Below are 24,267 nucleotides of genomic sequence, written 5' to 3' on the forward strand. Positions count from 1 at the left end.
TCAAGTTCTCTTTCATTGATCATGAGGCTCACCCCACCGTGTTAAACACCCAGCTTGACGCTCGCCGCACCCTCCCCGCCATGGATCAAATTTTACGCTGGTCCGCTATAGATGCTCTGGCTGATCAATACGGCCAAATTCTGATAAAAAATGTTGTCAATCAGCAGCTTGCTTTATTGCGAGCAGCCAGACGACCCTGCGAGCCAGACCTCTTCGTAGTCAGTATCGAGCGCGCGCTGCACCAGCTCTTATCCCCTTCGCTACGCAAGGTCTTCAATTGCACCGGTACGGTGCTGCATACCAACCTGGGCCGAGCACCACTACCCGAAGAAGCAGTGCAGGCCATGTGCGACGTAGCGCGAGGCGCCAGTAACCTGGAATTTGATCTGGACAAAGGTAAACGTGGCGACCGCGACAGCCATGTTGAAGCCTGGCTGTGTCGTCTGACCGGCGCAGAAGCGGCCACCGTCGTCAACAACAACGCTGCAGCTGTTCTACTCACGCTCAATACCCTGGCCAAGGGTAAGGAAGTGTTGGTTTCACGCGGCGAGCTGGTCGAAATAGGCGGCGCATTCCGGGTGCCGGATATCATGCGCCGAGCCCAGGCCAAACTGCATGAGGTGGGTACCACCAACCGCACCCATCGACGCGATTTTGAAGAAGCCATAGGCGCCCGTACCGCAATGCTGATGACCATCCATACCAGCAACTACGTGATTGAGGGTTTTACCGCGAGCGTACCGGAGCATCAGTTGGCTGATAGCGCGCATGCCCATGGCCTGCCCTACGCAGTCGACCTGGGGAGCGGCAGTCTTATTGATATGCGCCAATGGGGCCTGCCCTACGAACCGACCCCAATGGACAGTTTACGCAACGGCGCTGACCTGGTGACCTTCAGCGGTGACAAACTGCTGGGCGGCCCGCAAGCGGGGATTATCGTCGGTAAACGTGAGCTGATCGATAAACTGAAAAAGAACCCGCTCAAGCGGGCTTTGCGATGTGACAAACTCACGCTCGCGGCCCTGGAAGCGGTGTTACGTCTCTATGCCAGCCCGGAAGCCCTGAGCCAACGCCTGCCCGCTTTGCGCTGGCTGAGTCGGCCACAATCTGACATTGCCGCTCAGGCGCAGCGTCTGCTACCGATAATACAACGCTGGACTGGCAACTTTGCACAGGTCAGCAGCATCGAGGTCATGGGTCAGATCGGCAGCGGCTCGTTACCCGTCGAACGGTTACCCAGCCAAGCCATCGCCCTCTCTCCACCCGGCCCGGGCCGATCAGCCAATCGACAGTTGCTGGCGTTACAAAGGGCGCTGCTGGATATGTCGATCCCCATAGTCGGACGTATACACGACGGTCAGCTCTTGCTTGATTTGCGCTGCCTGGATGAGGAAGAGCTGCTCATCAAACAATTCATTCAGCCCCTCACAACATGATTATCGCTACCGCCGGGCATGTCGATCATGGCAAAACCGCCTTGATAAACGCTTTGACTGGCCAGCAGACTGATCGCACCGCAGAGGAACAACGTCGCGGGATGAGCATAGAGCTTGGCTACGCTTTTTTACCTCAAGCGTCAGGCCGGAGCATAGATTTTGTGGACGTCCCCGGCCATGAAAAATTTATGCGTACCCTGCTCGCCGGTATCGCTAGCGTTGATGCACTGATGCTGATCGTTGCCGCCGATGACGGTGTGATGCCGCAAACGATGGAGCACATAGCGCTAATGGGTTTGCTGAACATCCACCAGGTAGTGGTTGTTATCACCAAAAGCGCACTTGCCTCGCCGCAGCAGGTGAGTGCAATCGAGCAGGACGTCCTGGCCCGCGTGCGCAAAGAAGGCTGCCCTGCACCGGCAAGCTTCAGCGTAGACAGCCTGACTGGCACCGGGATTGATGCGTTGCGTATGCAGTTGGAACAGTGGGCCGCTGAAGCCGAGCCAGTAGACGGCACCGGACCTGCGAGGCTCATAATCGATCGCCACTTCAGCCAGCCAGGGCTCGGCTCGATTGTTACGGGCACTGTGCTGAGTGGGCATATAGCGCCGGGCGATTCACTGCAACTGTCGGATACCGGAGCCAACCTGCGCGTGCGTGGCATTCAGGTCCATCACCAAACAACATCCCAAGCATTTGGCGGACAACGTTGCGCGCTGAATATCAGTGGCGACCTGGCCGGGGTAAGCGTCGGCCGCGGCAGTCAGTTGCTGGCCAGCGGAACCTGGGCCCCTACCAGCCGTTTTGACGCTCGCGTGCGTCTGTTGGATGACACGGTACGCGGAGCTGTGCAATTGCACATCGGCAGCGCAGTGGTAAATGCACGCATGGTACCCTTGAAAGGGCTTGCAGCGCCCACCGGCGAAATCTATGGCCAATGGATACTCGAAAAGCCCTTGTGTTGTTTTCAAGGTGATCAGTTCATTATTCGGGATCCCGCTGCACGTCGTTTGCTCGGTAGCGGTTTGGTGATAGATCCGTTCGCCCCCCAGCGCGGCAGACAGAAAGCCGGGCGACTTGCCATTCTGACCGCACTGGATCAGTCTGATACAGCGCAGGCCCTGGAGTGCATGCTTGATGCGCTCCCCAATGGCGTTGATCTGCACCGTTTCATGCTCAGCCGGCGTATTGATCAGCTTCCGGAGATCACCGGCGATACGTTACAGATAGGCCAATGGCTTTGCCACCGTCCAAATCTGGATGCTCTCAGTAAACGACTCACCGCCACCATCAACCAGCATCACCAGTCGCACCCCGATCGAATGGGGCCGACCCGATCTCAGCTGGCGCGCGTGCTTGACCTCAGCCCTGATAGCCGTCTGCTAGCAGCAGCCGTGCGCAGCTGCCTGGATGCAAACGCACTCCGGCAGACTGGGCCCTGCCTGCACCTACCGACCCATGAGGCAAAACCCGACGCGCAAAGCTTAACTGTCCTTGAGCGCGTAATGCCCCAATTCGCAAGCTGTACACCACGGCCGCCAGTGATCGGAGAATTAGTTGAACAACTGCAAATAGACAAAAATGAGTTGATACACTGGCTGGACAGGCTATGCACTTTGGGACTACTGGTCTTCATCTCACGCAATCGCTACTTGCTTCCCGCTGCAGCAGAGCAGTTACTCGATAGCGCACGATACTTGGCAACAAGGCAATCGGATGGACGCTTCAGCACAGCCGATTTCCGCGATCATAGCGGCATAGGCCGCAACCATAGCGTTGCCGTATTGGAATACTTCGACCGCGCTGGGCTTACCCGTCAGGCCGGAAGCATGCGCATGTTGCGCTAAAATCCCAGTCCGCCAGCCCGTCGTGCCTGTCGCGCCATCAGCACTACCAGCACACCACAACCCGCCATCACTGCCGCCATGGGCACTGCCGTACCATCATGCAGTATGCCAACCAAAGCTGAAGTAATACCGGCAATGATGAATTGCATGGTACCCATCAGCGCTGACGCCACTCCAGCCTGGTGTCCGTGCCCGGCCATGGCACACGCGGACGAATTGGGCAGGACCAGCGCCACCACGGCCACGCTACCAAAAAGGGGCAACAGCAGTGGCCACAGTGATGCTGGCTGCCACAGCGCTGTACCCAACAACCACAGGGTGCAAGCCAGATAGATGAGCGTCGTACGCTGCAACAGCTTGACCGGGGGCCGTCGGCGCAGCATACGGCTGTTGAACTGGGCAGACAGAATGAAGCCAGCCGCGATGGAGCCAAAGAACCAACCAAAGTGCTCCGCTGGTACGCCATACAACTGCATGATGACAAAGGGCGAACCGGCGATGTAGGCAAACATGCCAGCGATAGCAACACCGCCCGTCAGTGCGTGATACATGAACACCGGCTCGCGCAACAGCCGACCGTAACGGCCGAATGCACTGGATAACGGCGCAGGAGCCTGCAGGGTTGTCAGTGTCTCGCGCAGCCCGAAAAAAACCGCAAAAGCAAACAGGGCAGAAAAAGCCGCGAGAAAAAAGAATATCAGTGGCCAGCCACCCAGATTGAGCAGCAATCCGCCGCCCAACGGGGCCAATATTGGCGCCACGCCCATGACCAACATCAGTTGCGAGAAAGCCTTGGCGGCATCAATCGGTTTGCACAGATCACGCACAACAGCTCGAGTCACTACCATGCCAGCACAACCGCCCAATGCCTGAGCAAAACGCGCTGCCAAAAGCCATTCCAGGGTCGGAGCCAGTGCGCAAGCCAGAGAAGCCAGCGCGAAAAGACCAATACCAAACATCAGCGGTTTACGTCGACCGAATCGATCTGCCAGCGGCCCATAAAATATCTGACCCGAAGCAAGCCCCAGAAAATATACCGACATACTCAACTGAATATGTTCAATATCCGTACCGAAGGACTCGGCCATGGCCGGAAACGCAGGCAGATAAAGATCAATAGCCAAGGGCCCGAAAGCACTAAGGCCACCCAGAATGAGCAGTATATTAAAAGGCATAACGGGTTCCGATTAGCGACAGCGAGGAAAACCCCGCTTCATAATCTGCTCATAATGACAGAAAACGACTAAAGCTGCCGGCAACACAGTGTTGCAGCAAAGGTCTGTGCGGCAGTCGCGCGGCGAATCCGGGCAGACTACGCGAGTTTGCCCGGACCTCTCATTAGCGGCGAACCAGAAAGGTTCTGCCAGCCGTGAACGCACCCACCAGCAGCAATGCGATAACAGCTGGAGCCACGTTACCTTCAATTTGCGGAATCGTTCGCAGAAATACAAAGGCAACCGCCGTGGGTGCAACAAACCGGACCAGAAATTGCCATATAGCAAACCAGACGGTGTTGGTAGCCATCTGTTCCATTACCTGTTCGCGGGTCAGCGCCCAACCAGCAAACAGCGCGATAAGCAGACCGCCCAGTGGCATCAGAATATTGGTTATGAATTCCAGCACATCGAACGGCGAGCGGTCGAACAGCGTATGGGTAATGGTGCCCTCAGACCAGACATTGAAACTGAATACCGTGACCAGCCCCAACAGCCAACAACAACCGACCATCATGGCCACCGCAAGCGGGCGACTGAACCCAAACCGCTCGACCAGCCAGGCGGCGACAGGCTCGACCAGCGATATCGCAGACGTCAACGCTGCGCCTATGACCAGCACAAAAAAGACACCCCCCAGCAATGAACCGCCAGGCAATTCAGCGAACGCGATTGGCAGAGTAACGAACATCAGACCGGGACCCTGTGCGGCCTCCATGCCGCTACCGAACACCAATGCAAAGATCGCTACCCCAGCCATCAGCGCAATCAACGTATCGACCAGCGCGATATAAATAGCCGTGCGGGTCAAAGAGGCCTCGCCGGACATGTAGGCGCCATAAGCCATAATTGCGCCCATCCCCAGACTCAGTGTAAAGAACGACTGTCCCATGGCCTCCAGCCATCCTTCCAGGCTGAGGTCCGCAAGGTTGAATGTAAACAGAAAACTCAACGCGGCGGCGGCATCGCCTACCACCACGGCATATGCCAGTACGACCAGCAGTATCAAAAAGAGCGCTGGCATCAAGAAACGTAAGCCGCCTTCAATACCCTTGTGAATACCCATGCCAACAATCAGCCCGGACACGGCAATGAACACGGTGTGGTAGCTAATCAATAGCGTGGGTGAAGCCAGCAAGGTATCGAAGGAGGCATTGATCTGCGTCGCATCAGCGCCAGCCAATGCGCCGGAGAACATCTGCAGCGCATAGTGGATCGCCCAGCCAGCGATGACCGAATAGAAACTCAGGATCAGAAAAGCCGCTGCAGCGCCCATCCAGCCAATTGCACGCCAGCCACGGCTGGTGCCATGTGTCTCGGTAAGATGCTGCATACCCAGAATGGGACTTCTGCGGCTGGAACGACCGAGCAACGTCTCGGCAATCAAAATGGGAATACCGACCATCGCGATTGTCACGGCGTAGACCAATATAAAGGCGCCACCCCCATTCTCCCCGGCCAGATAAGGGAAACGCCAGAGGTTGCCCAGGCCGACAGCCGAGCCAATCGCTGCAAGCATGAAGGTGCCTTTGTGGGTCCAGATATTTCGTGAGCTCATCAGAATGGGTTCCAGAGGCTGAATAGTCAGGAAAAAAGCGCGAGCAAGCGTACCATAGGCAATCCACAAGCTCGACCGGATACGCAATGAACCCGACCAAAGCCCCAACCCGAAAAGCCCTTGAGCTAGCACTATGGTTCGTCAAACCCTATCGCTTGCAAGTAGTGGGAGCCATGCTGGCCCTGACTTTTACAGCGGGCATCACCCTCTCGCTGGGCCAAGGCCTTCGTCTGCTGGTGGATCAGGGCTTTGCTACTCGCTCACCGGAGCTGCTCAATCAGTCTGTCGCACTCTTCGGTGTACTCGTTCTTGCATTGGCTATCGGTACATTCGCCCGCTTTTACCTTGTATCGTGGATTGGCGAACGCGTAGTGGCCGATATCCGTAGCCAGGTATTCAATCATCTGGTCGAATTGCATCCCGGGTTCTATGAAAGTAACCGCGGGCTTGAAATCCAGTCGCGACTGACTGCCGACACCACGGTACTGCAATCGGTTATCGGCTCCACCGTGTCCATCGCATTGCGCAATGCGTTGATGTTACTGGGTGGTGTGGTCCTGCTGTTCATAACGAATCCGAAACTCACCAGCATCGTAATGCTGGCGATTCCCCTCGTCATCGCCCCGATCGTATTCTTCGGTCGACGGGTACGCAATCTGTCGCGGCAGAGTCAGGATCGGGTAGCCTTGGTGGGCAGCTATGTTGGCGAAATACTTGGCCAGATCAAGACCGTGCAAGCCTATAACCATCAAAACCAAGACAAACACCTATTTTCAGGCATTGTCGAAGACGCGTTTGAAGTCGCTCGGCACCGCATACGCCAGCGTGCATGGCTGACGTTCGTGGTTATCCTCCTGGTACTGGGTGCGATCGGCGTCATGCTATGGGTTGGTGGCATGGATGTGATCGCCGGGCGCATCACCGGCGGCGAGCTGGCCGCGTTTGTGTTTTACAGCCTGATCGTAGGGGTCTCGGCGGGCGCATTGAGCGAGGTAATAGGAGAGCTGCAACGGGCCGCAGGAGCGGGAGCGCGTATTGTCGAATTGCTCCGCACCGAGAGCATGATATCGGCGCCAGCGCCGAGCGAGCGCTGTGAACTGCCCGCTCACATTCAAGGCAACGTCCTGTTCGAGGACCTGACCTTCGCCTATCCCGCCAGGCCGGAAGTCAACGCCATCGATCACTTCAGTTTGCAGGTACAACCGGGCGAGACCCTCGCACTGGTAGGCCCATCCGGCGCCGGAAAGTCCACTCTACTGGACCTGTTGCTGCGTTTTTTCGACCCTTCCAGCGGACGCATCACCTTGGAGGGATGTGATATTCGTCAGCTTGACCCGCTGGATCTTCGCCGCTGCTTCGCATTGGTGTCGCAGAACCCGGCACTTTTTCATGGCAGCGTCGCAGAGAATATTCGCTACGGACGGCCGCAGGCTGATATGGCTGAAGTCATTGCCGCCGCGCGCGCTGCCCACGCCGATGAATTCATTCAGCGTATGCCCCAAGGGTACGACACGCCACTGGGTGATGCCGGGCTGGGATTGTCCGGTGGCCAGAAACAGCGGCTGGCCATCGCCCGCGCCCTGCTTACCGATGCACCAATATTATTGCTCGACGAAGCCACCAGCGCACTGGACGCCCAGAGCGAACACCTGATCCAACAGGCCCTGCCGCAATTGATGCAAGGCCGCACCACTCTGGTAATAGCCCATCGATTGGCTACCGTGCAGCATGCCGATCGCATCGCGGTGGTGGACGGCGGCAAATTGGTAGCCCTCGGGACACACAACGAGCTGATAAAAACCAATGCCCTGTATGCCCGACTGGCGCAGCTTCAGTTCGCTACTTCGCAGACTTAGCAGGTGAGATACAGAACGTTATCCGGCGTTTTTTAGCGTGCGTACAGCCTGGCAGATACGCTCCAAGGCCTGCTGTACCACAGCTCTCTGCGTACCAATGTTAAGCCGCATATAGCCGCTGCCCTGCTCACCGAATGTAATCCCCGGATTCATTCCTACACGCGCTTCGTGGATGAAGAAGGTCTTCAACTCGGCATCGCTTAGCCCCAACCTGCTGCAGTCGAGCCAAAGCAGATAGGTACCTTCAGGCAGATCCATGCGGATCTCCGGCGCATGTTCCGCCAAATAACGGCTGACCAGTTGCACATTGCCCTGCAGGTACTCAAGCAGCTCATCCAACCAAGGACCGCCATGCCGGTAAGCTGCCTCAAAGGCAGTGATGCTGAATGGATTTGCAGGCTCCATGTGCATGGCTTCAAAAGTGCGTTTTAATGCCTGACGATGCATCGGGTCAGGTACCACCAGCGCTGACAGCCCCATGCCTGCAATATTAAACGTCTTGCTCGGCGCAACAGCGGTAATGATCTGATCATCTGCTGTGGCCAGGTTGGCCAGCACGGTGTGTCGATGACCAGCGAATGTCAGATCGCAATGAATATCATCGGACAAAATGACCAGGTTGTGTCGCCTTGCAATCTCGAGCACTGTTTTCAGCTCATCTTCCCGCCATACCCTGCCTACCGGATTATGCGGAGAGCACAGAGCAAGTACACGTGCCTGGGGTGCACAACGTTCAAGATGATCGAAGTCCATTCGGTACTCGCCATCACAGTGCACCAGCGGATTGGCCACCAGCGTGCGGCCTGTTTTGGCCGCTGCAGAAAAAAAGGGGGGATATACTGGCGGTTGCACGATGATGCCCTCGCCTTCTGCGGCAAACGCCATAAGAACAGCGTGGAGTGAGGGAACCACCCCCGGCGTCAGCAGAATTGACTCGCGTTCTATCTTCCACTGATGACGTGCGTCAAACCAGTCAATCAGTGCCTGATACAAGCTCTCGGGGAACAGCGAGTAGCCATAAATGGGATGCTGAGCGCGCTCTACCAACGCCTTGAGTACCGCATCGGGCGCAGCAAAATCAGTATCTGCGACCCACATCGGCAGCACATCCTCGCTACCGAACACGGTCTGTAAAACGTCAAACTTTACCGAATTAGTATTATTACGCTCGAACTGCTGATCAAAATCGGTAACCACTACTCTGCTCTCCTACCTTGGCCTAAATAGCCGCCGAGCAGTATGCAGTAGCTCAGCGGATGCGTTCCCAGACGGTCGCCTCGGAGAAGCTGTGCTGGAATTTATGCTGCGTTTCGCGAATCACGAACTCCAGTTTATGCGGCTCACCGACCTGAACAAAATGCTTGCCCAGTATGTCTCTCAACCCGTCCAGAGTCGTGTAGCTTTCACCGTCTTTCTTGAAACCGCCGACCCACTGGTCTTTAGGCGTGTGCTCTTCCAACCAGGTGTAGGGCGACGCTACAACCAGAAGTCCACCCACGTTCAAGCGTTCATGAACCTGCGCGAGAAACTGGGAAGGACTATACAGACGATCGATCAAATTGACGGCCATAATCAAATCGTAGCCGCTGAACTGTGGCTTGAGATTACAGGCATCGCCTTGATAGAACGCCACCTTGCCAGTCGTCTCCTGCAGGCCGTGCTGTTCCAAGGTAGCAGTCCGATAGGAAACCAAATCCCCTTCCTCGGTCAGGGTGTAACGCAATACACCCTGTTCGGCCATTTCAGCACCTTGGCCAACAAAACGAGCGGAGAAATCAATGCCCGTTACGTGATCGAAGTGTTGTGCCAGCTCGAACGTTGCCCGCCCCGATGCGCAGCCAAGGTCCAGTGCACTCCGTGCAGGCCTGTCGCCCAGTGCATTGATACTGAATTGCGCAACGGCAGCAGGAAAGTTCGGTACGTTGAACCAGGTATCACCGTAGTGAAATTCAGCGTACTCGGACATTTGCCGATCGCTTTCATAGTAAGCGTTCGGTTCTTTTACTTCGGCATGACTGGACACGTAGCGAAACCCCGCGTGCTGGAAAAAGTGGCGACGGAATGCATAACGAGCACTGCGCAACGTTTCGTTGCCACAGGAAGCCCAAGATCCGCCTTTCATGAGATTGTGCTGATTATCAAACGTCGGCGTAGTGAAGTCGTCATACAGTTTGTTGACCTCAAAGCCGTCGAAAGGGTACATGGGTGTTTCGGTCCATTGCCAGACGTTGCCAACAACATCGAAAAAATCACCGTGGGCGAAGCGATTGACAGGGCAGCATGATGCAGCATGATCAAGCTGCACGTTAGCTGCGGCTGGCGCCCCCGCAGGGACTTCGTTCACCTCGGCGACATCGTACAGGCGATACCATTCATCTTCGGTAGGCAAGCGAATCGGCTCGCCGCTTTGCTCGGCTTTCCAATTACAGAATGCCTTAGCCTCATGATAATTGACCTCCGCCGGCCAATTCCAAGGCATAACTACTTCTTCGGTCATCAATCGCAGGCGCCAATCAGCCCCGGGAACCCAAAATACCGGATGGCCCGCCTGAGCAAATTCACGCCACTGCGCACCTTCTTCGTCCCAGTAGGCATCGTTTCCATAACCGCCAGCATCGACAAATCCAAGAAACTCAGCATTGGAAACCAGAAAGCGACTAGCCTTGAATTCCTCAACGTCTACTGTCCGTGCACCGTATTCATTATCCCATCCATAGTGGATGCCTTCTTGATTCCGCCCTAAATGAACCGGTCCAGCGGATACCGCCAATAACGTATTGGATGGTGCCTTGGCATGCTCCCGAAACGGCGACCAAGCAGGCTGAGCCTGCAAGTACTCCAATCGGTGCTGACGGATCAGCACAGTGGATGTTTCCAAATGAATAAGTTCGTGTTCTATGCCCATGAGCACAGGCCACCAATCGCTGTTCCACGTAATTGGAAAGTGTAACGGCATCTCATCGATCAAATTCAACACGGCAGATCTGACCTTCGCTCGATACGCTTTTACTTCTGCGACACTGGGCCACTCGTAATGCGTTTCATCAAGGTCGTCCCAACTCATTTCGTCAACACCGACCGCAAAGATAGATTCGAGTCGTGGATCGATGCGTTCTGGCAATAATTTGGCAAGCACTAGTTTGTTAACGAAAAAAGTTGCTGTATGACCATAGTAGAAAATAAGCGGATGACGCAGCGGAATTGCCTTTTCGTAGTAGGCCTGGTCACAAGCCAGCACTTGAAAAAGCGACTCGTATCGGTCAGACACAGCCGCGTAGTACTCACGAATTTCGATCCGTTTGGTTTCCGGATCAATGTCTTGGTCAGAACCGTGAATTTCGGGTGTCCTTTGGAGCAATGCAGATCCAGAGGGATGGAAATGTTCGGCAACAGTCATCGGCAAGGTCCTTGGGCAGTAAGTCCGCTGGTCTTTATCATGCTACTGATTATGCCAGCTGCCCATATCAAGGCTTTCTAAAAATCGTGTATATTCATGTCCTAAGCGGTTTTCACTTGCAGCAAAGCTGCCAACCGCCGGGGTGCAAAGGAATATTATTAAGTAGAAACATTTTTGTGCAGGCGTGCATTGAGCTCATCGACTAACGGCGCCCATTCAGCATCTTCGACAATTTCTTCATTCAGAAACGCAGCCTGCCCAGGGGTCCAGAACGGCGCCTCGGATAATTTCATGTTATCAGGGAGCGGGTAATGTTGTGCGATAAAGACTTCTATACTCTCGTCATCCCCCTCCAGCCCCAACTGTTCAAACAACGTCTGCATGTTATTGGGTTGCGTATCCATGGTCTCACTCCCGTTCAGTTTGATCCTTTAAGCAAGCGTCTAGCTAACACCAGTAAGCCAGCGTCTTCGCGGCATTGGAAAGCTGCAATACCATTCAGTTCCATGCCGGCCAGATCCAATCCAATTATTTAATCGACCAAGTTAATGCATGAGATGTCTGCAGATACCGTTCTGGTTGCGCCCTCGAGAAGCCTGTGTATCCTAAAATCATAGTTCAATACAGGCTCTGCATCCATGCACTTATTGACCAGAACCAGACCTAGAGGCTTGATTCCCTTCATTGCTTTTGTGCACATATTGATCGGTTACGGGGCTTCACTCTCTTATGCCCAACAGAGCATCGATGCTGTGCGCATCGAGGCGGAGGAGGCTCTCAAGTCCAAACTGATCAACGATATCCCTCTTACCGGCAGTTTGACTGCAGCGCGTATTGCAACATTGTCAGCTGAGGTCTCAGGCCTGATAAGCGGACTCAATGTCGATATTGGCGATCAGCTTAATGCCGGAGATACATTGCTTGAACTCGATGACGAGCTGGCAGAAATAGCTCTGCAACGCGCCAGAGCATCGGCATCTAGCGCACGAGAACGGCTCCAGAACAGTGAACGACGTCTTGCTGAAGCGCAAAGACTTGGCGCCAGCAACAGTATTGCCGCCAGCGAAATCCGTTCACGACAATCCCAGGCCCAGGTAGACAAGGCTGCACTTGCAGTGACCCAGGCCGAGGTTAGCCAACGGGAAGCCGAGTTGCGTCGTCACCGGGTAACTGTTCCCTTTAGCGGGACTTTAAGTCGCAAACTGGTTGAGATTGGCGAGTGGGTAGACCCGGGTACCGGGCTGCTAGAGATTATCTCGGCAGAGACTCTATACGCCGATTTCCAGGTATCCCAAGGGTTTTATCCGAGAATCGACGACGATAACAAGGTCAGTCTGCGCTTTGATGTCTATCCCAACCAGACCTTCCCTGGCCAAGTGATGAACAAGGTGCCGCAAAGCAACGATGGCAGTCGCACCTTTCTGCTCCGGGTTGCCCTCATTGAAGAACACACACCACCCATGTTGATCGCCGGTATGTCTGTCAATGCCACCCTCCGGCTAGCCAGTGGCGCGCAGGGAGTGACGGTAAGCCGCGATGCGCTAATGCGCTATCCGGATGGAAGAGTCACAGTATGGATTGTAAGTCCGGACGATGGAGCCGAAGCCACAGTCACCGAGCACCAAGTGGAGATAGGCTTAAGCTTCGACGGTCAAATCGAAATCACTTCCGGCCTTGATGCTGGGCAGCAGGTGGTCACCCGCGGTAACGAATCCCTGCGCGAGAACCAGCGAGTAACTATCATCAATCCGTTAGGGCGATAGACGCATGTTTGAGCAGATTATTCGCCATGGCATTTTGGTCACGGTAAGCGTAATGATCATTTGCGTACTAGGGGTAATAGCTGCGCTACGAATACCTGTACAGATGATCCCCGATCTGGAAACTCGCACCATCACTGTCCAAACAACATGGTCAGGTGCCACACCCCAGGATATAGAAAAGGAAATCCTCATTGAGCAGGAAGAGTTTCTGCGCAATATCCCCTATCTGGAAGAAATCACCTCTACCGCAAACACCGGCTCAGCCGAGATCGAACTGGATTTTCCCTTTGCCGTTGATATCACCGAGACCCTGATACGCGTCAACAATGCGCTGACGCAAGTATCTTCCTACCCCGAAAATGTGGACGAACCAAGAGTCACGGCCACATCCTTTTCCGCCAACGCCTTTATGTACTTCTACGTATCACCCTTGCCGAACAACCCGCGCAATCTCGATATGGACATGATGCGCGACTACATTGAAGACAACGTCCGAACACGCATGTCGAGCGTCCCGGATGTCGCCCAGATTGAGGTGCGCGGCGGTGCGCAGAGGCAGGTACAAATCCGCATCAACCCCAAGCAACTCTCCGCGCGTGATCTCACCTTGAGCGATGTGCGCAGCGCCATCGCCGAGCGCAACGTGGACGTGTCCGCTGGCGAAATCGACAGTGGCAAGCGGCGTTACCTGCTGCGCACAGTCGGCCGATTCGAGGATCTGGACGCACTGCGATCGATGGTGCTTGCTCGCAATGGAGACAGTATCGTACGACTGGGCGATGTCGCACAGATCGAACTGGATCATTTTCGTATCCGTGACCGTTCCTTCGTCAACGGTGATCCGGTCATCAGCCTGTCGGTCCGCCGTCAAAGCGGCTCCAACGTCATTCAGATCAAGCAAGACATGATGGCGGAGGTGGCGCTCATTAATGATGAGCTGCTTAACCCGGCAGGTATGCGTCTGCAATTGTCCGCCGACGACGTGGTTTACGTTCAAGCCTCGGTATTCAACGTCTGGAAGAACCTTATCCTAGGCGCGCTGCTGTCGACGCTGATCATGTATCTTTTCCTACGCTCCTTCCGCGCCACGTTGCTCGGCGTGATGGGTATTCCGATCTGCACGATCGCAGCCTTTCTGGGCCTGATGCTGTTTGGGCGCACAGTCAATGTTATCTCCCTGGCTGGCGTGGCCTTTGCTATCGGTATGACGTTGGATAACAGCATAGTGGTGCTGGAAAGCATCGAACTGGAGCGCCAGCGTGGCCTGGACCGCCTGCGCGCTGCAATATCCGGCGTGCAGAAAGTCTGGCCAGCAGTTCTGGCGTCATCCCTGACAACAATTATGGTTTTTTTACCGGTCGTTTTTATCACTGAAGAGGCCGGCCAGCTGTATTCCGATGTTGCTATCGCCATAGCCTCCTCGATCTTTGTTTCGATGCTGGTGGCCGTGACGGTCATCCCTACGCTCAGTGCAAGACTGAGCTTCGACACCGGTGTCAGCACTGAGGGCACCCGCGAACGTCTGCGCAAGCGCATCGTCAACGGACTCGGCTGGTTGATCGAAACACGTACAAGACGTCTGGGGTGCATCGTCATAACACTGGCAGGCAGCCTGGCCATTATTGTGCTGCTGACGCCGCCTGCTGAGTACCTGCCAGAGGGCGAAGAACCCAAGACCTTCGCCTCCATGAACGCGCCTCCGGGTTACAACCTGGAAACCATGCAGGGCTACGCAGATGAATTGCAGGCCTACTTCCTGCCATTTCTCCAGGACGATCCCGAAGACTTCGCCCGTGGAGAGACCGCCGTACCGGCAATGAAATACATCAATATGAGCGTCTCGCCCCAAAGCATACGCATCATTACCCAATCAAAGGACCCTGCCCAGATTCGCGATCTGATGGACGCGCTAGAGCGGCAGTATGAAACCTACCCGGGGATGCGAGCCTTTGCAGCGCGAGGCTCGATTATCAGCAGCAACGATGGCGGTACCCGCAGCGTCAATCTGGATATCTCCGGCCCGGATCTGGTGGCGCTGTACGCAGTAGCCCAGGCCGCGTTCAGCCGCGCCGAAATTGTGTTCGATAATCCCCGTGTGCAGTCACAGCCATCAAGCCTCTCACTGGCGCAACCCCTATTACAGATAAAGCCTGATTTTGACCGTGTCGCAGAGGTAGGCATGACCACTGAAGACATCGGCTTTGCTGTGGCTGCTCTCACCGATGGCGCCTTCGTTAACGAGTTTTTCCTCGATGACGACAAGATCGACATGTACCTGTACAACCAGCAGGGCCACAACGCGACGCTGGAAACGTTGAATAACATTATGCTGCATACCCCTGTGGGCGAAACGCTGTTGCTGTCAGAACTGGTCACTATCGAAGAAACGGTGGATACCAGCACGGTCAGACGCAAAGATGGACGACGCACCATCACGCTCAACATTATTCCACCCCGCTCGGTCGCACTGGAAACCGGCGTTGCCAAGGTCCGTGAGGAAGTGGTGGGGTATCTTCAGAAGACCGGTCAAGTACCCAGCGATATCACCCTCACCATCTCCGGAGCCGCAGACCAACTAGACGCCACCCGCGATTCGCTGACGGACAACTATCTGGTGGCGCTGGTCATCGTTTATCTACTGATGGTGGCGATATTCAGCCATTGGGGTTATCCGTTGCTGATCATGCTGACTATTCCCCTAGGATTTGCCGGCGGCATTGCCGGCCTCGCCGTGCTCAATCTGATTGGCGAAATCATGCAGACGTTGGGGCTCGGGACGCTCAGCCAACCTTTCGACATGATCTCGATGCTGGGCTTCCTTATCCTGATGGGCACCGTAGTCAACAATCCGATTCTGATCGTCGATCGATCTACCCGCAATGTCAAAGAAGAAGGCATGACCCCACTGGATGCCGTGCGCGAAGCGGTGGAATCTCGCCTACGCCCTATCGCCATTTCAAGCATCACCACAATATGCGGTCTAGCACCGCTTGTCTTTCTTCCCGGCGCCGGCAGCGAGCTCTACCGGGGCGTTGGCGTTATCGTCATGGCCGGCATCATCGGAGCGACCTTGGTCACACTGACTATGCTGCCCGCTCTGACCGTGATGGTATTGCAATGGACACAAAGACAACACAAGCAAAAAGCCTGACACCTTGCAAGACATCAGGCTCCTGGTTAGACGGCGTAACCGGTTAGAGCTCTTTAGTCAAAAGCCTTTCAACAGTATTGCAGGCCAGACGATGAGGGTGTATTGATCCCATCGTAGAACCCGAAATGGAGATAAATAATATGCGTAATTTCAAAAACATAGGCCAACAAGAACTTTTTTCAACACGAGCTTAATACTGGCAAAAAACTATGCAATAAATTATAATTGTATAGCTTTTGTATGATAAAAAGCCAACCTCAAGAGGAGTTAGTATGGAAGTTGTCAGCTTTGGTTCCAACGATATTGAAAACTCACTATCCAAGATGTCTGCTGGGCAGCTAGACAAGATTGCCTTCGGCGCAATCCAACTCGATGCCGGCGGTAAAATCCTGCAGTACAACGCTGCCGAAGGTGACATCACCGGCCGTAAGCCCAGCGAAGTCATTGGCAAAAACTTCTTCCGCGATGTAGCACCCTGTACCAATCGACCCGAGTTCCAAGGCCGCTTTGCAACCGGAGTGAAGTCAGGCGATCTCAACACGATGTTCGAGTACGTTTTCGACTATCAGATGAAACCCACCAAAGTTAAGGTGCACATGAAGAAGGCTCTGACCGGCGATACCTATTGGGTTTTCGTTAAACGTCTTTAATCCCCCCTGCTTTCAACCAGCCAACAGAGTAAAGCTTGAATCAACTCGAACTTGATAAAACCAGCTTGCTGGCAATCATCGTGTCTCTACTGGCTGATGAAATCAAAGCTCTGCGCCACCAGTCTGCGCAACAGACTGGTAGTGAGCGCTGGTCCGAATCAACACTGATCGGCGAAGTGCAAGACACCTCGCTACTCCATCCAGACCAGATAACCTTAGGTGCTGACTCTCTGGAACTGGTCAGCCTGGCAACCTGCGTAGCCATCTTCTTTAACGTTTACGAAAGCGGTGTTGAAGATTATCTCCTGCGCTTTAAGACACTTGGAGAGTGGGCAGACCTGGTTATGGTTGCGCGCGAACGTGGCTCCAAGAATATTACCTTCGCTACGTCCGGAAGTACCGGAACACCCAAGCAGTGCCTTCAACAATGGAATGCGCTGGTCAATGAGGCCGTCTTTTTTGCCGAGCGCTTTGGTCCAGGTTCCGAGCAACCTACTCAACGCATCCTCGCTCTCAGTCCTTGTCATCATATCTATGGTTTTATCTTTGGTACCCTGCTGCCTGCGCAGCTGAATGTACCCGTTGTCCGCGGCCCCAAAGCCCTAGCAATTATCCAGCAACAACGACTTCAGGCAGGAGATCTAGTTATTGGCTTTCCATTCATCTGGCGGCAACTCTCCCGGCAAGGTGTTGATTTTCCAACCAGCATTACCGGCATCTCGTCTACCGGCCCCTGCGACGCTTCGATAATACGGGAACTGCAGATTCAAGGTCTTGATCACATGATCGAGGTCTACGGTTCCAGCGAAACGGCAGGGATAGGGTTTCGCAGCGATCCTGACGAGGCCTTTCATCTTTTACCACGCTGGCGGCGCAGTAACACCGTGGATACCCTGACCGAGCTTACGACCGGTACCAGTTTTGTCCTGGGCGATCATTTGCAATGGCAGAATCAGACGCATTTCCGGCCTGCCGGTCGGCGCGATGAGGCAGTGCAGGTAGGTGGTCTAAATGTTTTTCCAGCGCGCATTGCCGAGCAGTTGCAGAACCTACCGGAAGTAGCGGATGCGGCTGTACGCTTGATGTCTGCGGTGGAAGGCGAACGTCTCAAATCCTTTATTGTTCCTGCTCCAGGATTTACTGATAGCGATGCGCTCGAATTGCGCCTGCAAGCTTGGTGCACACAAAACCTGAGGGCAGCTGAACGGCCCAAAGCGTTCACGTTTGGGGCTGCCATGCCACAAAACGCCATGGGCAAGCTGACTGATTGGTCGATCAGTACCGGTCTATCCCAGTAGTACTCCTTGAATATCCGAAATAGCTGGAATCTTTTAGCCCGTCATGACGTCTAGATACGTGAATGCATCGTCATTACGGCAAGGCGTTCGGGCTTTCGTTGACAGGCGTCAACGTGACTGAGCAAGGCAGTTGCCAATTTAGGCTGGCTGCTCTACGGTGAAGATATGAGCCAGAGATTTTAACAGCGGAAAATGGAACCTCAATATGCAAGTACTGATCAATAGCAATCAAATTCAGGCCGGCACTCAACTTCAAGAGTGGGTAACCGCTTCAGTGATCAACGAGCTGGAACGGTTCGACGATTTCCTGACCCGGGTAGAGGTGCATATAAGTGATGAAAACGCCCACAAATCAGGCTCACGAGACAAGCGTTGCCAGATCGAGATGCGACCCAAAGGTCACCAGCCACTTTCCGTGACCAACCATAACGAATCGTTGGAGTTGGCTGTGAACGGCGCTGCCGAAAAAGCGCGTCATGCCCTGGAACATCTGATGGGAAGATTGGACGGTCGGGGTAGTGCGAGCAGAGTAACCGACGCACCAGTAAATGAAGAAGTCGACCGCGAAAATCGCGATGCACTGCTGGAAGAAGACTTTCTCGCTCAGGATGAACAAATTTAAAGCTTAGCCACCGCTCAGGGGGCGGCCTCAGTCCGTCCCCCTCTAACAACCTTCCTTAAGTCAATTTCCATTATTTATGTCTAGCAATGGCATTCAGCGATAATGCTGTAGTGTCCTTCGGATTGAGCATATTGTCCGATAACCAAGCCCGTAGTCTCACATCGGTTTTTTCTTGATGAATACTGAACCTGTACTAGGATTCAGTCGTGCATTCTTTCGCAATAGAGGAACTCATTATGTCCAAGAACAATAGAGAATTAGATATCATCGTTTATGGCGCGACCGGCTATACCGGGCGTCTGGTATGTGAGTATCTAAACAAGCAGTACGGTGTAAACGGTGATGTTAAATGGGCCATGGCCGGCCGCAGCCAGGACAAAATCGACAGCGTACGGGAAGAAATGGGTATACCCGCTGACGTACCGACTGTCGTAGCAGACTCAAAAGATCTGGCCTCTATCAAGACCATGGTCGAGAAAACCAAAGTAGTGCTGACCACTGTAGGGCCTTACCAGCTATACGGGTCAGATGTAGTGGCCGCTTGCGCAAAAGCAGGCACCGACTACGTAGACCTGTGTGGAGAGCCCGCCTGGATGCATGAAATGATCGCCAAGCATCAGGCAGACGCCGAAGCCAGCGGCGCGCGTATTGTCTTTTCCTGCGGTTTCGACTCGGTCCCCTTCGATCTGGGCGCGTACTTTCTCCAGGAAACAGCCAAGGAAAAGACCGGCTCCACAATGCCCAGAATCAAGGGCCGCGTACGGGCCATGAAAGGGACTTTCTCAGGCGGCACCCTAGCCAGCTTCAAGGCCACCATGGCCGCTGCTGCCAAGCAGCCGGAAATGATGAAAGTACTCGGCAACCCCTTTGCCCTGACACCTGGATTCACCGGCGCCGCACAGCCCCCAGGCACCGCGCCCAGCTATGACGAGGATCTCGGTAGCTGGTCTGCCCCTTTCGTCATGGCCACGATCAACACCAAGAATATTCATCGTTCCAACTTTCTGCTAGGTCACACATACGGTGAGAATTTCGTCTACGACGAAATGATGCTTACCGGACCTGGTGTAAAAGGTGAGGAAATGGCCAAGGCCGTAGCAGCAGACAAGTCCATGGCCAACGATCCACGTCAGCCCGGCGAAGGCCCTTCAAAGGAAGAGCGTGAAACCGGTCACTACGACGTACTCTTTGCTGGCTCCAACGACAAGGGTGACAACATCCAGGTCAGCGTTCAGGGCGACAAGGACCCGGGCTACGGATCCACATCGAAGATGATTGCTGAAAGCGCCGTCTGTCTGGTGAAGAATCCGAATGCAGCCTCCGGTGGTATTTGGACACCCGCATCAGCTATGGGCTCGTTACTGATAGATCGACTGCAAAAGAACGCCGGTCTGACCTTCAAGGTAGAGGGTTAATCATCAGGGCCCCCTGCTAGCAGGGGGCCCTCAGAGGATCTTGTTTTGCACATTGTGAACAACTACAGCGAAGCTCTACCGGTAGAGCGAGCATTGTATGCAGTAAAGTTGAGTGATGGTGGCTGGAGTATCGCTGACGGACCCGGCACCCAGTTGCTCTTGCCCGAGCAGATCGCGCAGGCCGGCTATCATCTGCCGGTAAGATTTGAAACCTGCGAAGCAGCCAGGCAGGCCATCCTGACCGGACCACAAAAGACCTTCGACATCAAACCCGGTTCCAGCTGGGTAGAGCATGCAATTTCCATTGGTGGCGTCTGGCACAACGAGTATCAACCAGCATCCGGTCCGGAAGATTCGTCGAATCGCTCCGGCTAGTCGCTCAGCACATCCTTCGCCTCATTAATCAGTGATGCAAGGTACGTGCTCCCTCCCCTGTCGGGGTGCATCTTCTGCATCATGTGCCGATGGGCCTGAATAATGTCGTCCTGGCTTGCACCAGGCTCAAGTCCCAAGATTTCCAGTGCTTCAGACCGACTCAATGCACCGCCCCCACGTCCAGCAGATGTATTATCGCCTGCATCATGGGTCTCCGTCGGATCATCCTCGCGCCAGGAATCGCCAAATCGCCGGTCCAGATAACTCTCCAGCAAGCGTGCAGAGTCATTATCATTCGATCTGCAGTATTGCAGTAACTCGATGAACTGACCCTCCTCCAGATCAACCAGCGCCATCTCGGCAAAGGGGCCTTTCAGCACCATACCGGTCATGTCCCCACTGTCATGATCCAGCGACATTTCCAGTATCTCGCTGGTGACCTTTGATTGATTACCCGCTTGGGCCTTACCACGCCGACCGCTCATGCCCGGAATACCGGACCCGCGGAACAACCTACCCATAAGCAACCCCGGCAACAGCCGGCGCAGTAACGGAAACAAGCCCGCAAGCAGTGCCAGCACCAGATAAAAACGGCCCGTCAGCGCGAGAATACCGACTACTGCGATAGTACCTACGATCAGTAGTTTCAGAATCGCTGGTTTACGTTGACCTGCAGGTAGGTTGCGCACCCAAAGCCAGCCGCCAAGGCCGACGAACAAGCCTAAAAGTAATAATGCACCCATTGCAGCCCCATCAAAAAAGACGAAATACGAACCTAATGTTGCTCACTTGATCTGCTGAGTGAGCCGTTTGACCTCGGCCGAACTTCGACTGGAATAGTCCTTTAGTGCCTTGGCGCCTCCAGAGGCGTAAACGGCCACCGCACCGAGCAGCTCCTTTAGTGCTTGAGGACTATTGCGATCAAAGGGGGCATAAGCACCACCCGTCAACAAACTGACCTGCTTGAACACAGCCCGAGCATGCGGGTCGTCGCCTTCCTGAAACATGAACACGGGGGTACGTAACATACCCAGCTCCCCGGCCGCATGACAAAGTTCATCAACGGACTCCTCGCAGCAGTCACCAATAAATACGACTGCCTTGACTGGCCAGACTCGGGTTTCCTGCAGGGCATGACGCAGCACGCGCTCGATCTGCGTGATACCACCCAGGCAGTTTACCCGGCTCATCAGCTTGAGTAATTGTGTGGTTTGACTGACAAAATTCGTTGCCTTGAACTCGCGAAAACCGCGGTAGTAGCAGAGTTGAATCGACAGACCACCTAGATCCTGCGCGGCTAGAAAAAGCCCGCTTTGCAGGTCGCTGGCCTGATCCCAGGTTGCCTCGCGACTGGCGGTAGCATCCAGGGCAAAAATCAATCTGCCCTGGCTCTCGACGTTGACTGGCAAGGTGTTCACCTTGTCTATAAAGGCGTCGATAGCCGTGCGATCAGAACGTCGTTCCAGCGGCTTGTCAGACATGATCAGCTACCTCCGTTTGACGATTGATACGCTACCGTTACTCCGCCGCCCCCGCCTAACCTCGACGACTACTCGCCCTTGAGCTGTTCCTCAATGACGCCAGAGAGTTGTTCCCAGCCTGGCCGTGTCAACGGGATGTTATCCACAATAACAGTCGGGGTGCTAGCCACTCGCAACTGACGGGCAACTGTCAGACTATTCTCCACTTCCGTGCGTGTTTGCTCGCTCATCGTGCAGCGCTGGAAGCGGCCTTCGTGCAGTCCCAGTTCCTTCGCATAGCCAGCAAACAGGTCAGCCGGATCGCTGGTAGCGCTCCATCTGGCCTGATTACCAAACAAGGCGTCGTGCATACCCCAGTAAGCATCCTGCTTGCCCGCACAGCGTGCGGCAATGGCAGCGGGCATCCCGTTGGCATGTTGGGTCAATGGCATCTCGAAGAACACCAGCCTGACCTTGCCAGTATCAATGTATTCGCTCTTGAGCTGCTTGACCGACCCTGCAAATCTAGCGCAGGCGGGGCACTGATAATCCGCAAATTCACGCACAACCACAGGTGCATCCGGATCACCCAGCTCAACACCAAAGCGGTCTACTTCAGCCGGAAACTGAGGCGTCTCGGCAGGGACCGAGGGCAATGCCGTTGCCGGGCCGGTGCCCGGAGTCGCCAGATAGAACGCTAACGCTAGCAATGCTGTCACAATCAACGCGCCTGCGCCCCAGGCAATACTCTTGCGCAGTGTGCGCTTGTTGCGCACCGGGTCAGGTTTGCCAGAAGCCTGTCGACGTTTTGATTCTCCCATTTTTCAATCCTCAATTAGCAGCGTATGTGTTTCAGCTTAATATTCACGATTTCAGTTCGATCAATAACTCACGAAGCCTGTTCATGCCCATTACGACAGAGTCCGGTGGCCCCTTGAGACTCAACTCCACTTCATGACGGCCGTCTGCATCTGGCAGGCAAGCCAACCGTAACTGAGGGTATTCAGCAAGGAGCTGCTCCATCAAGGGAATCAATGGCCCTTCGGATGTATCCGCCAACAGCAGTGTCTGGCTTACCTGCTGGCCGGGTGACTGCAGATGCGCGTAATCGTGATCCATAACCCACTCTATCATCGGCCAGGCCATGCGCGGGAAGCCGGGTACAAAATGGTGATCGCGTATCGAGAACCCCGGTATCCGATTGACCGGATTGGGAATGATCCGGCACCCCAGCGGAAACTCACCCATGCGCAAATGGTTAGCGTTGAGCCGCTCGCCCAGTTGCGCACGAATTTCAACTTCTGCTTGCGGGTGCAATTGGATTTTGACGCCCAACGCGGCCGCAGCGCACTGCCGGGTCAGGTCATCCGGCGTGGCGCCGATACCACCAAAACAGAAAGCGATATCGCCACAGGTCAATGAATCACGCAGGGTCTGTGTGATCAATTCGGGGTCGTCACCGACCACCCTTACCCAGTCGATCTGCAGTCCCCGCTGGGCGAAGCGTGGAATCATCGCGGGCAGATGTGCGTCCTGCTTGCGACCATTGAGCAACTCGTCGCCAATCAGGACCAGCCCCATGCGCTGGCGGTTCAGGGCAGCACCACCAGACGATTGGACAGCTCGTTGCGATCATGGGTGCCCGGTACATGCTGCTTCAAATGCATGCCGCAGGATTCAATGCAGCCCAGAAAACCCTGTAATACTTCACCTTTGCGGACTTTGTGGGAAAACGTCTCGACTATCGATTCCCAGGCAGCATTATCGATACGACTGGAAATACCCCGATCCACCAGAATCTCCACGTAACGCTCGGCCTCGGAGACAAAAATCAACATCCCGGTGCCTCCATCGGTGTGATGTAGATTGAGTTCGATGAACTGTCGTCTGGCCAGATTACTCGCTCGCCAATGCCGCACCGACTGGGGAATTAGCCGCGTAGTCACCTGCGGCAAACGAAACACCAGTGCAAGTACGATAAAGGTAATCCATTGGGCCAGAAGCAACTCACCCGCGCCCAACCAGCTGGTTAGGAGCGAAACAAGCCCCGGAAAAATCAGCGCCGCCACGCCAGCCCACAATAACGGGATGTAGTGATAGTCGTCAGCCTGGGCTGCGAGCACTGTCACGACCTCGGCGTCGGTGTCGAGCTCGATGCGATCAATTGCTTCGGCTACCTGTTGCTGTTCGCTTTGCGTAAGAAGAGTCATTGCTTGTCCATAATT

General features: G+C 54.8%; 20 protein-coding genes. 10 read left to right on the forward strand and 10 right to left on the reverse strand.

Translation table 11 applies throughout. From position 1 onward, the window contains the following. The first annotated feature begins 38 nt into the window (after positions 1-38). Positions 39-1,436, forward strand: a complete 1,398-nt coding sequence (gene selA / locus ACJAXR_RS11040; protein ID WP_415058325.1) for an L-seryl-tRNA(Sec) selenium transferase — start codon at positions 39-41, stop codon at positions 1,434-1,436. After that, entirely contained in the window at positions 1,433-3,283 is a 1,851-nt protein-coding gene (gene selB / locus ACJAXR_RS11045) for a selenocysteine-specific translation elongation factor (RefSeq protein WP_415058326.1), read from the forward strand. The genes selA and selB overlap by 4 nt, the downstream gene beginning before the upstream one ends. Here selB and ACJAXR_RS11050 read toward each other — a convergent pair. Next, positions 3,280-4,458 (reverse strand): multidrug effflux MFS transporter, encoded by a 1,179-nt coding sequence (locus ACJAXR_RS11050; RefSeq protein ID WP_415058327.1) that lies wholly within the window; start codon positions 4,456-4,458, stop codon positions 3,280-3,282. The two genes, selB and ACJAXR_RS11050, sit on opposite strands and share 4 nt — an antisense overlap. Before the next feature lie 163 nt (positions 4,459-4,621). After that, positions 4,622-6,055, reverse strand: a complete 1,434-nt coding sequence (locus ACJAXR_RS11055) for a sodium-dependent transporter (RefSeq protein WP_415058328.1) — start codon at positions 6,053-6,055, stop codon at positions 4,622-4,624. Between the two features lie 86 nt (positions 6,056-6,141). Here ACJAXR_RS11055 and ACJAXR_RS11060 point away from each other — a divergent pair, with 86 nt between their 5' ends. Then, complete coding sequence (locus ACJAXR_RS11060; RefSeq protein WP_415058329.1) at positions 6,142-7,911, forward strand: ABC transporter transmembrane domain-containing protein; 1,770 nt, start codon at positions 6,142-6,144, stop codon at positions 7,909-7,911. 18 nt (positions 7,912-7,929) lie between these two features. On the opposite strand, the gene ACJAXR_RS11065 is transcribed toward ACJAXR_RS11060, so the two are convergent. The 3 genes from ACJAXR_RS11065 to ACJAXR_RS11075 form a co-directional block, all read right to left on the reverse strand. Further along, positions 7,930-9,108: a MalY/PatB family protein gene (locus ACJAXR_RS11065; protein ID WP_415058330.1), complete on the reverse strand. Its 1,179-nt coding sequence runs from the start codon at positions 9,106-9,108 to the stop codon at positions 7,930-7,932. Positions 9,109-9,160: 52 nt separating this feature from the next. After that, positions 9,161-11,308, reverse strand: coding sequence for a 5-histidylcysteine sulfoxide synthase (gene ovoA / locus ACJAXR_RS11070; RefSeq protein WP_415058331.1), 2,148 nt, complete (start codon positions 11,306-11,308; stop codon positions 9,161-9,163). Between the two features lie 158 nt (positions 11,309-11,466). After that, positions 11,467-11,712, reverse strand: a complete 246-nt coding sequence (locus ACJAXR_RS11075; protein ID WP_415058332.1) for a DUF2789 domain-containing protein — start codon at positions 11,710-11,712, stop codon at positions 11,467-11,469. A gap of 234 nt (positions 11,713-11,946) precedes the next feature. On the opposite strand from ACJAXR_RS11075, the gene ACJAXR_RS11080 reads away from it, so the two are divergent. The 7 genes from ACJAXR_RS11080 to ACJAXR_RS11110 all read left to right on the forward strand — a co-directional run bounded on the left by ACJAXR_RS11080 (position 11,947) and on the right by ACJAXR_RS11110 (position 20,582). Then, complete coding sequence (locus ACJAXR_RS11080; RefSeq protein WP_415058333.1) at positions 11,947-13,071, forward strand: efflux RND transporter periplasmic adaptor subunit; 1,125 nt, start codon at positions 11,947-11,949, stop codon at positions 13,069-13,071. 4 nt (positions 13,072-13,075) lie between these two features. Beyond that, the gene (locus tag ACJAXR_RS11085; RefSeq protein WP_415058334.1) at positions 13,076-16,222 is read left to right on the forward strand and encodes an efflux RND transporter permease subunit; all 3,147 of its coding nucleotides are present in this window, start codon (positions 13,076-13,078) and stop codon (positions 16,220-16,222) included. 272 nt (positions 16,223-16,494) lie between these two features. After that, positions 16,495-16,872, forward strand: coding sequence for a photoactive yellow protein (gene pyp, locus ACJAXR_RS11090; RefSeq protein WP_415058335.1), 378 nt, complete (start codon positions 16,495-16,497; stop codon positions 16,870-16,872). A 35-nt stretch (positions 16,873-16,907) separates the two neighbouring features. Then, positions 16,908-18,170, forward strand: a complete 1,263-nt coding sequence (locus ACJAXR_RS11095) for an AMP-binding protein (RefSeq protein WP_415058336.1) — start codon at positions 16,908-16,910, stop codon at positions 18,168-18,170. Between the two features lie 205 nt (positions 18,171-18,375). Beyond that, the gene (locus ACJAXR_RS11100; protein WP_415058337.1) at positions 18,376-18,792 is read left to right on the forward strand and encodes an HPF/RaiA family ribosome-associated protein; all 417 of its coding nucleotides are present in this window, start codon (positions 18,376-18,378) and stop codon (positions 18,790-18,792) included. A gap of 236 nt (positions 18,793-19,028) precedes the next feature. Next, the gene (locus ACJAXR_RS11105) at positions 19,029-20,207 is read left to right on the forward strand and encodes a saccharopine dehydrogenase family protein (protein ID WP_415058338.1); all 1,179 of its coding nucleotides are present in this window, start codon (positions 19,029-19,031) and stop codon (positions 20,205-20,207) included. Positions 20,208-20,252: 45 nt separating this feature from the next. Beyond that, a complete protein-coding gene (locus ACJAXR_RS11110) occupies positions 20,253-20,582 on the forward strand; it encodes a hypothetical protein (RefSeq protein WP_415058339.1) in 330 nt (109 codons plus the stop codon). Here the strand turns inward: ACJAXR_RS11110 and ACJAXR_RS11115 are convergent. The 5 genes from ACJAXR_RS11115 to ACJAXR_RS11135 all read right to left on the reverse strand — a co-directional run bounded on the left by ACJAXR_RS11115 (position 20,579) and on the right by ACJAXR_RS11135 (position 24,252). After that, a complete protein-coding gene (locus ACJAXR_RS11115; protein WP_415058340.1) occupies positions 20,579-21,325 on the reverse strand; it encodes a DnaJ domain-containing protein in 747 nt (248 codons plus the stop codon). The two genes, ACJAXR_RS11110 and ACJAXR_RS11115, sit on opposite strands and share 4 nt — an antisense overlap. 42 nt (positions 21,326-21,367) lie before the next feature. Beyond that, the gene (locus tag ACJAXR_RS11120; RefSeq protein WP_415058341.1) at positions 21,368-22,063 is read right to left on the reverse strand and encodes a VWA domain-containing protein; all 696 of its coding nucleotides are present in this window, start codon (positions 22,061-22,063) and stop codon (positions 21,368-21,370) included. Positions 22,064-22,131: 68 nt separating this feature from the next. Continuing rightward, complete coding sequence (locus ACJAXR_RS11125) at positions 22,132-22,863, reverse strand: DsbA family protein (protein WP_415058342.1); 732 nt, start codon at positions 22,861-22,863, stop codon at positions 22,132-22,134. Positions 22,864-22,906: 43 nt separating this feature from the next. Continuing rightward, the gene (locus ACJAXR_RS11130) at positions 22,907-23,623 is read right to left on the reverse strand and encodes a competence/damage-inducible protein A (RefSeq protein WP_415058343.1); all 717 of its coding nucleotides are present in this window, start codon (positions 23,621-23,623) and stop codon (positions 22,907-22,909) included. 11 nt (positions 23,624-23,634) lie between these two features. Continuing rightward, positions 23,635-24,252: a TPM domain-containing protein gene (locus ACJAXR_RS11135; RefSeq protein WP_415058344.1), complete on the reverse strand. Its 618-nt coding sequence runs from the start codon at positions 24,250-24,252 to the stop codon at positions 23,635-23,637. Positions 24,253-24,267: the final 15 nt, after the last annotated feature.

The sequence above is a fragment of the Halopseudomonas sp. genome (genome assembly GCF_047631575.1).
Lineage (GTDB): Bacteria > Pseudomonadota > Gammaproteobacteria > Pseudomonadales > Pseudomonadaceae > Halopseudomonas.

Bases quoted from the DNA above. Each gene is read 5' to 3' on its own strand.
- selB (WP_415058326.1), top strand. From the start codon at position 1,433: ATGATTATCGCTACCGCCGGGCATGTCGATCATGGCAAAACCGCCTTG.
- ACJAXR_RS11050 (WP_415058327.1), bottom strand. From the start codon at position 4,458: ATGCCTTTTAATATACTGCTCATTCTGGGTGGCCTTAGTGCTTTCGGG.
- ACJAXR_RS11055 (WP_415058328.1), bottom strand. From the start codon at position 6,055: ATGAGCTCACGAAATATCTGGACCCACAAAGGCACCTTCATGCTTGCA.
- ACJAXR_RS11060 (WP_415058329.1), top strand. From the start codon at position 6,142: ATGAACCCGACCAAAGCCCCAACCCGAAAAGCCCTTGAGCTAGCACTA.
- ovoA (WP_415058331.1), bottom strand. From the start codon at position 11,308: ATGACTGTTGCCGAACATTTCCATCCCTCTGGATCTGCATTGCTCCAA.
- ACJAXR_RS11075 (WP_415058332.1), bottom strand. From the start codon at position 11,712: ATGGATACGCAACCCAATAACATGCAGACGTTGTTTGAACAGTTGGGG.
- ACJAXR_RS11080 (WP_415058333.1), top strand. From the start codon at position 11,947: ATGCACTTATTGACCAGAACCAGACCTAGAGGCTTGATTCCCTTCATT.
- ACJAXR_RS11085 (WP_415058334.1), top strand. From the start codon at position 13,076: ATGTTTGAGCAGATTATTCGCCATGGCATTTTGGTCACGGTAAGCGTA.
- pyp (WP_415058335.1), top strand. From the start codon at position 16,495: ATGGAAGTTGTCAGCTTTGGTTCCAACGATATTGAAAACTCACTATCC.
- ACJAXR_RS11100 (WP_415058337.1), top strand. From the start codon at position 18,376: ATGCAAGTACTGATCAATAGCAATCAAATTCAGGCCGGCACTCAACTT.
- ACJAXR_RS11105 (WP_415058338.1), top strand. From the start codon at position 19,029: ATGTCCAAGAACAATAGAGAATTAGATATCATCGTTTATGGCGCGACC.
- ACJAXR_RS11115 (WP_415058340.1), bottom strand. From the start codon at position 21,325: ATGGGTGCATTATTACTTTTAGGCTTGTTCGTCGGCCTTGGCGGCTGG.
- ACJAXR_RS11120 (WP_415058341.1), bottom strand. From the start codon at position 22,063: ATGTCTGACAAGCCGCTGGAACGACGTTCTGATCGCACGGCTATCGAC.
- ACJAXR_RS11125 (WP_415058342.1), bottom strand. From the start codon at position 22,863: ATGGGAGAATCAAAACGTCGACAGGCTTCTGGCAAACCTGACCCGGTG.
- ACJAXR_RS11130 (WP_415058343.1), bottom strand. From the start codon at position 23,623: ATGGGGCTGGTCCTGATTGGCGACGAGTTGCTCAATGGTCGCAAGCAG.
- ACJAXR_RS11135 (WP_415058344.1), bottom strand. From the start codon at position 24,252: ATGACTCTTCTTACGCAAAGCGAACAGCAACAGGTAGCCGAAGCAATT.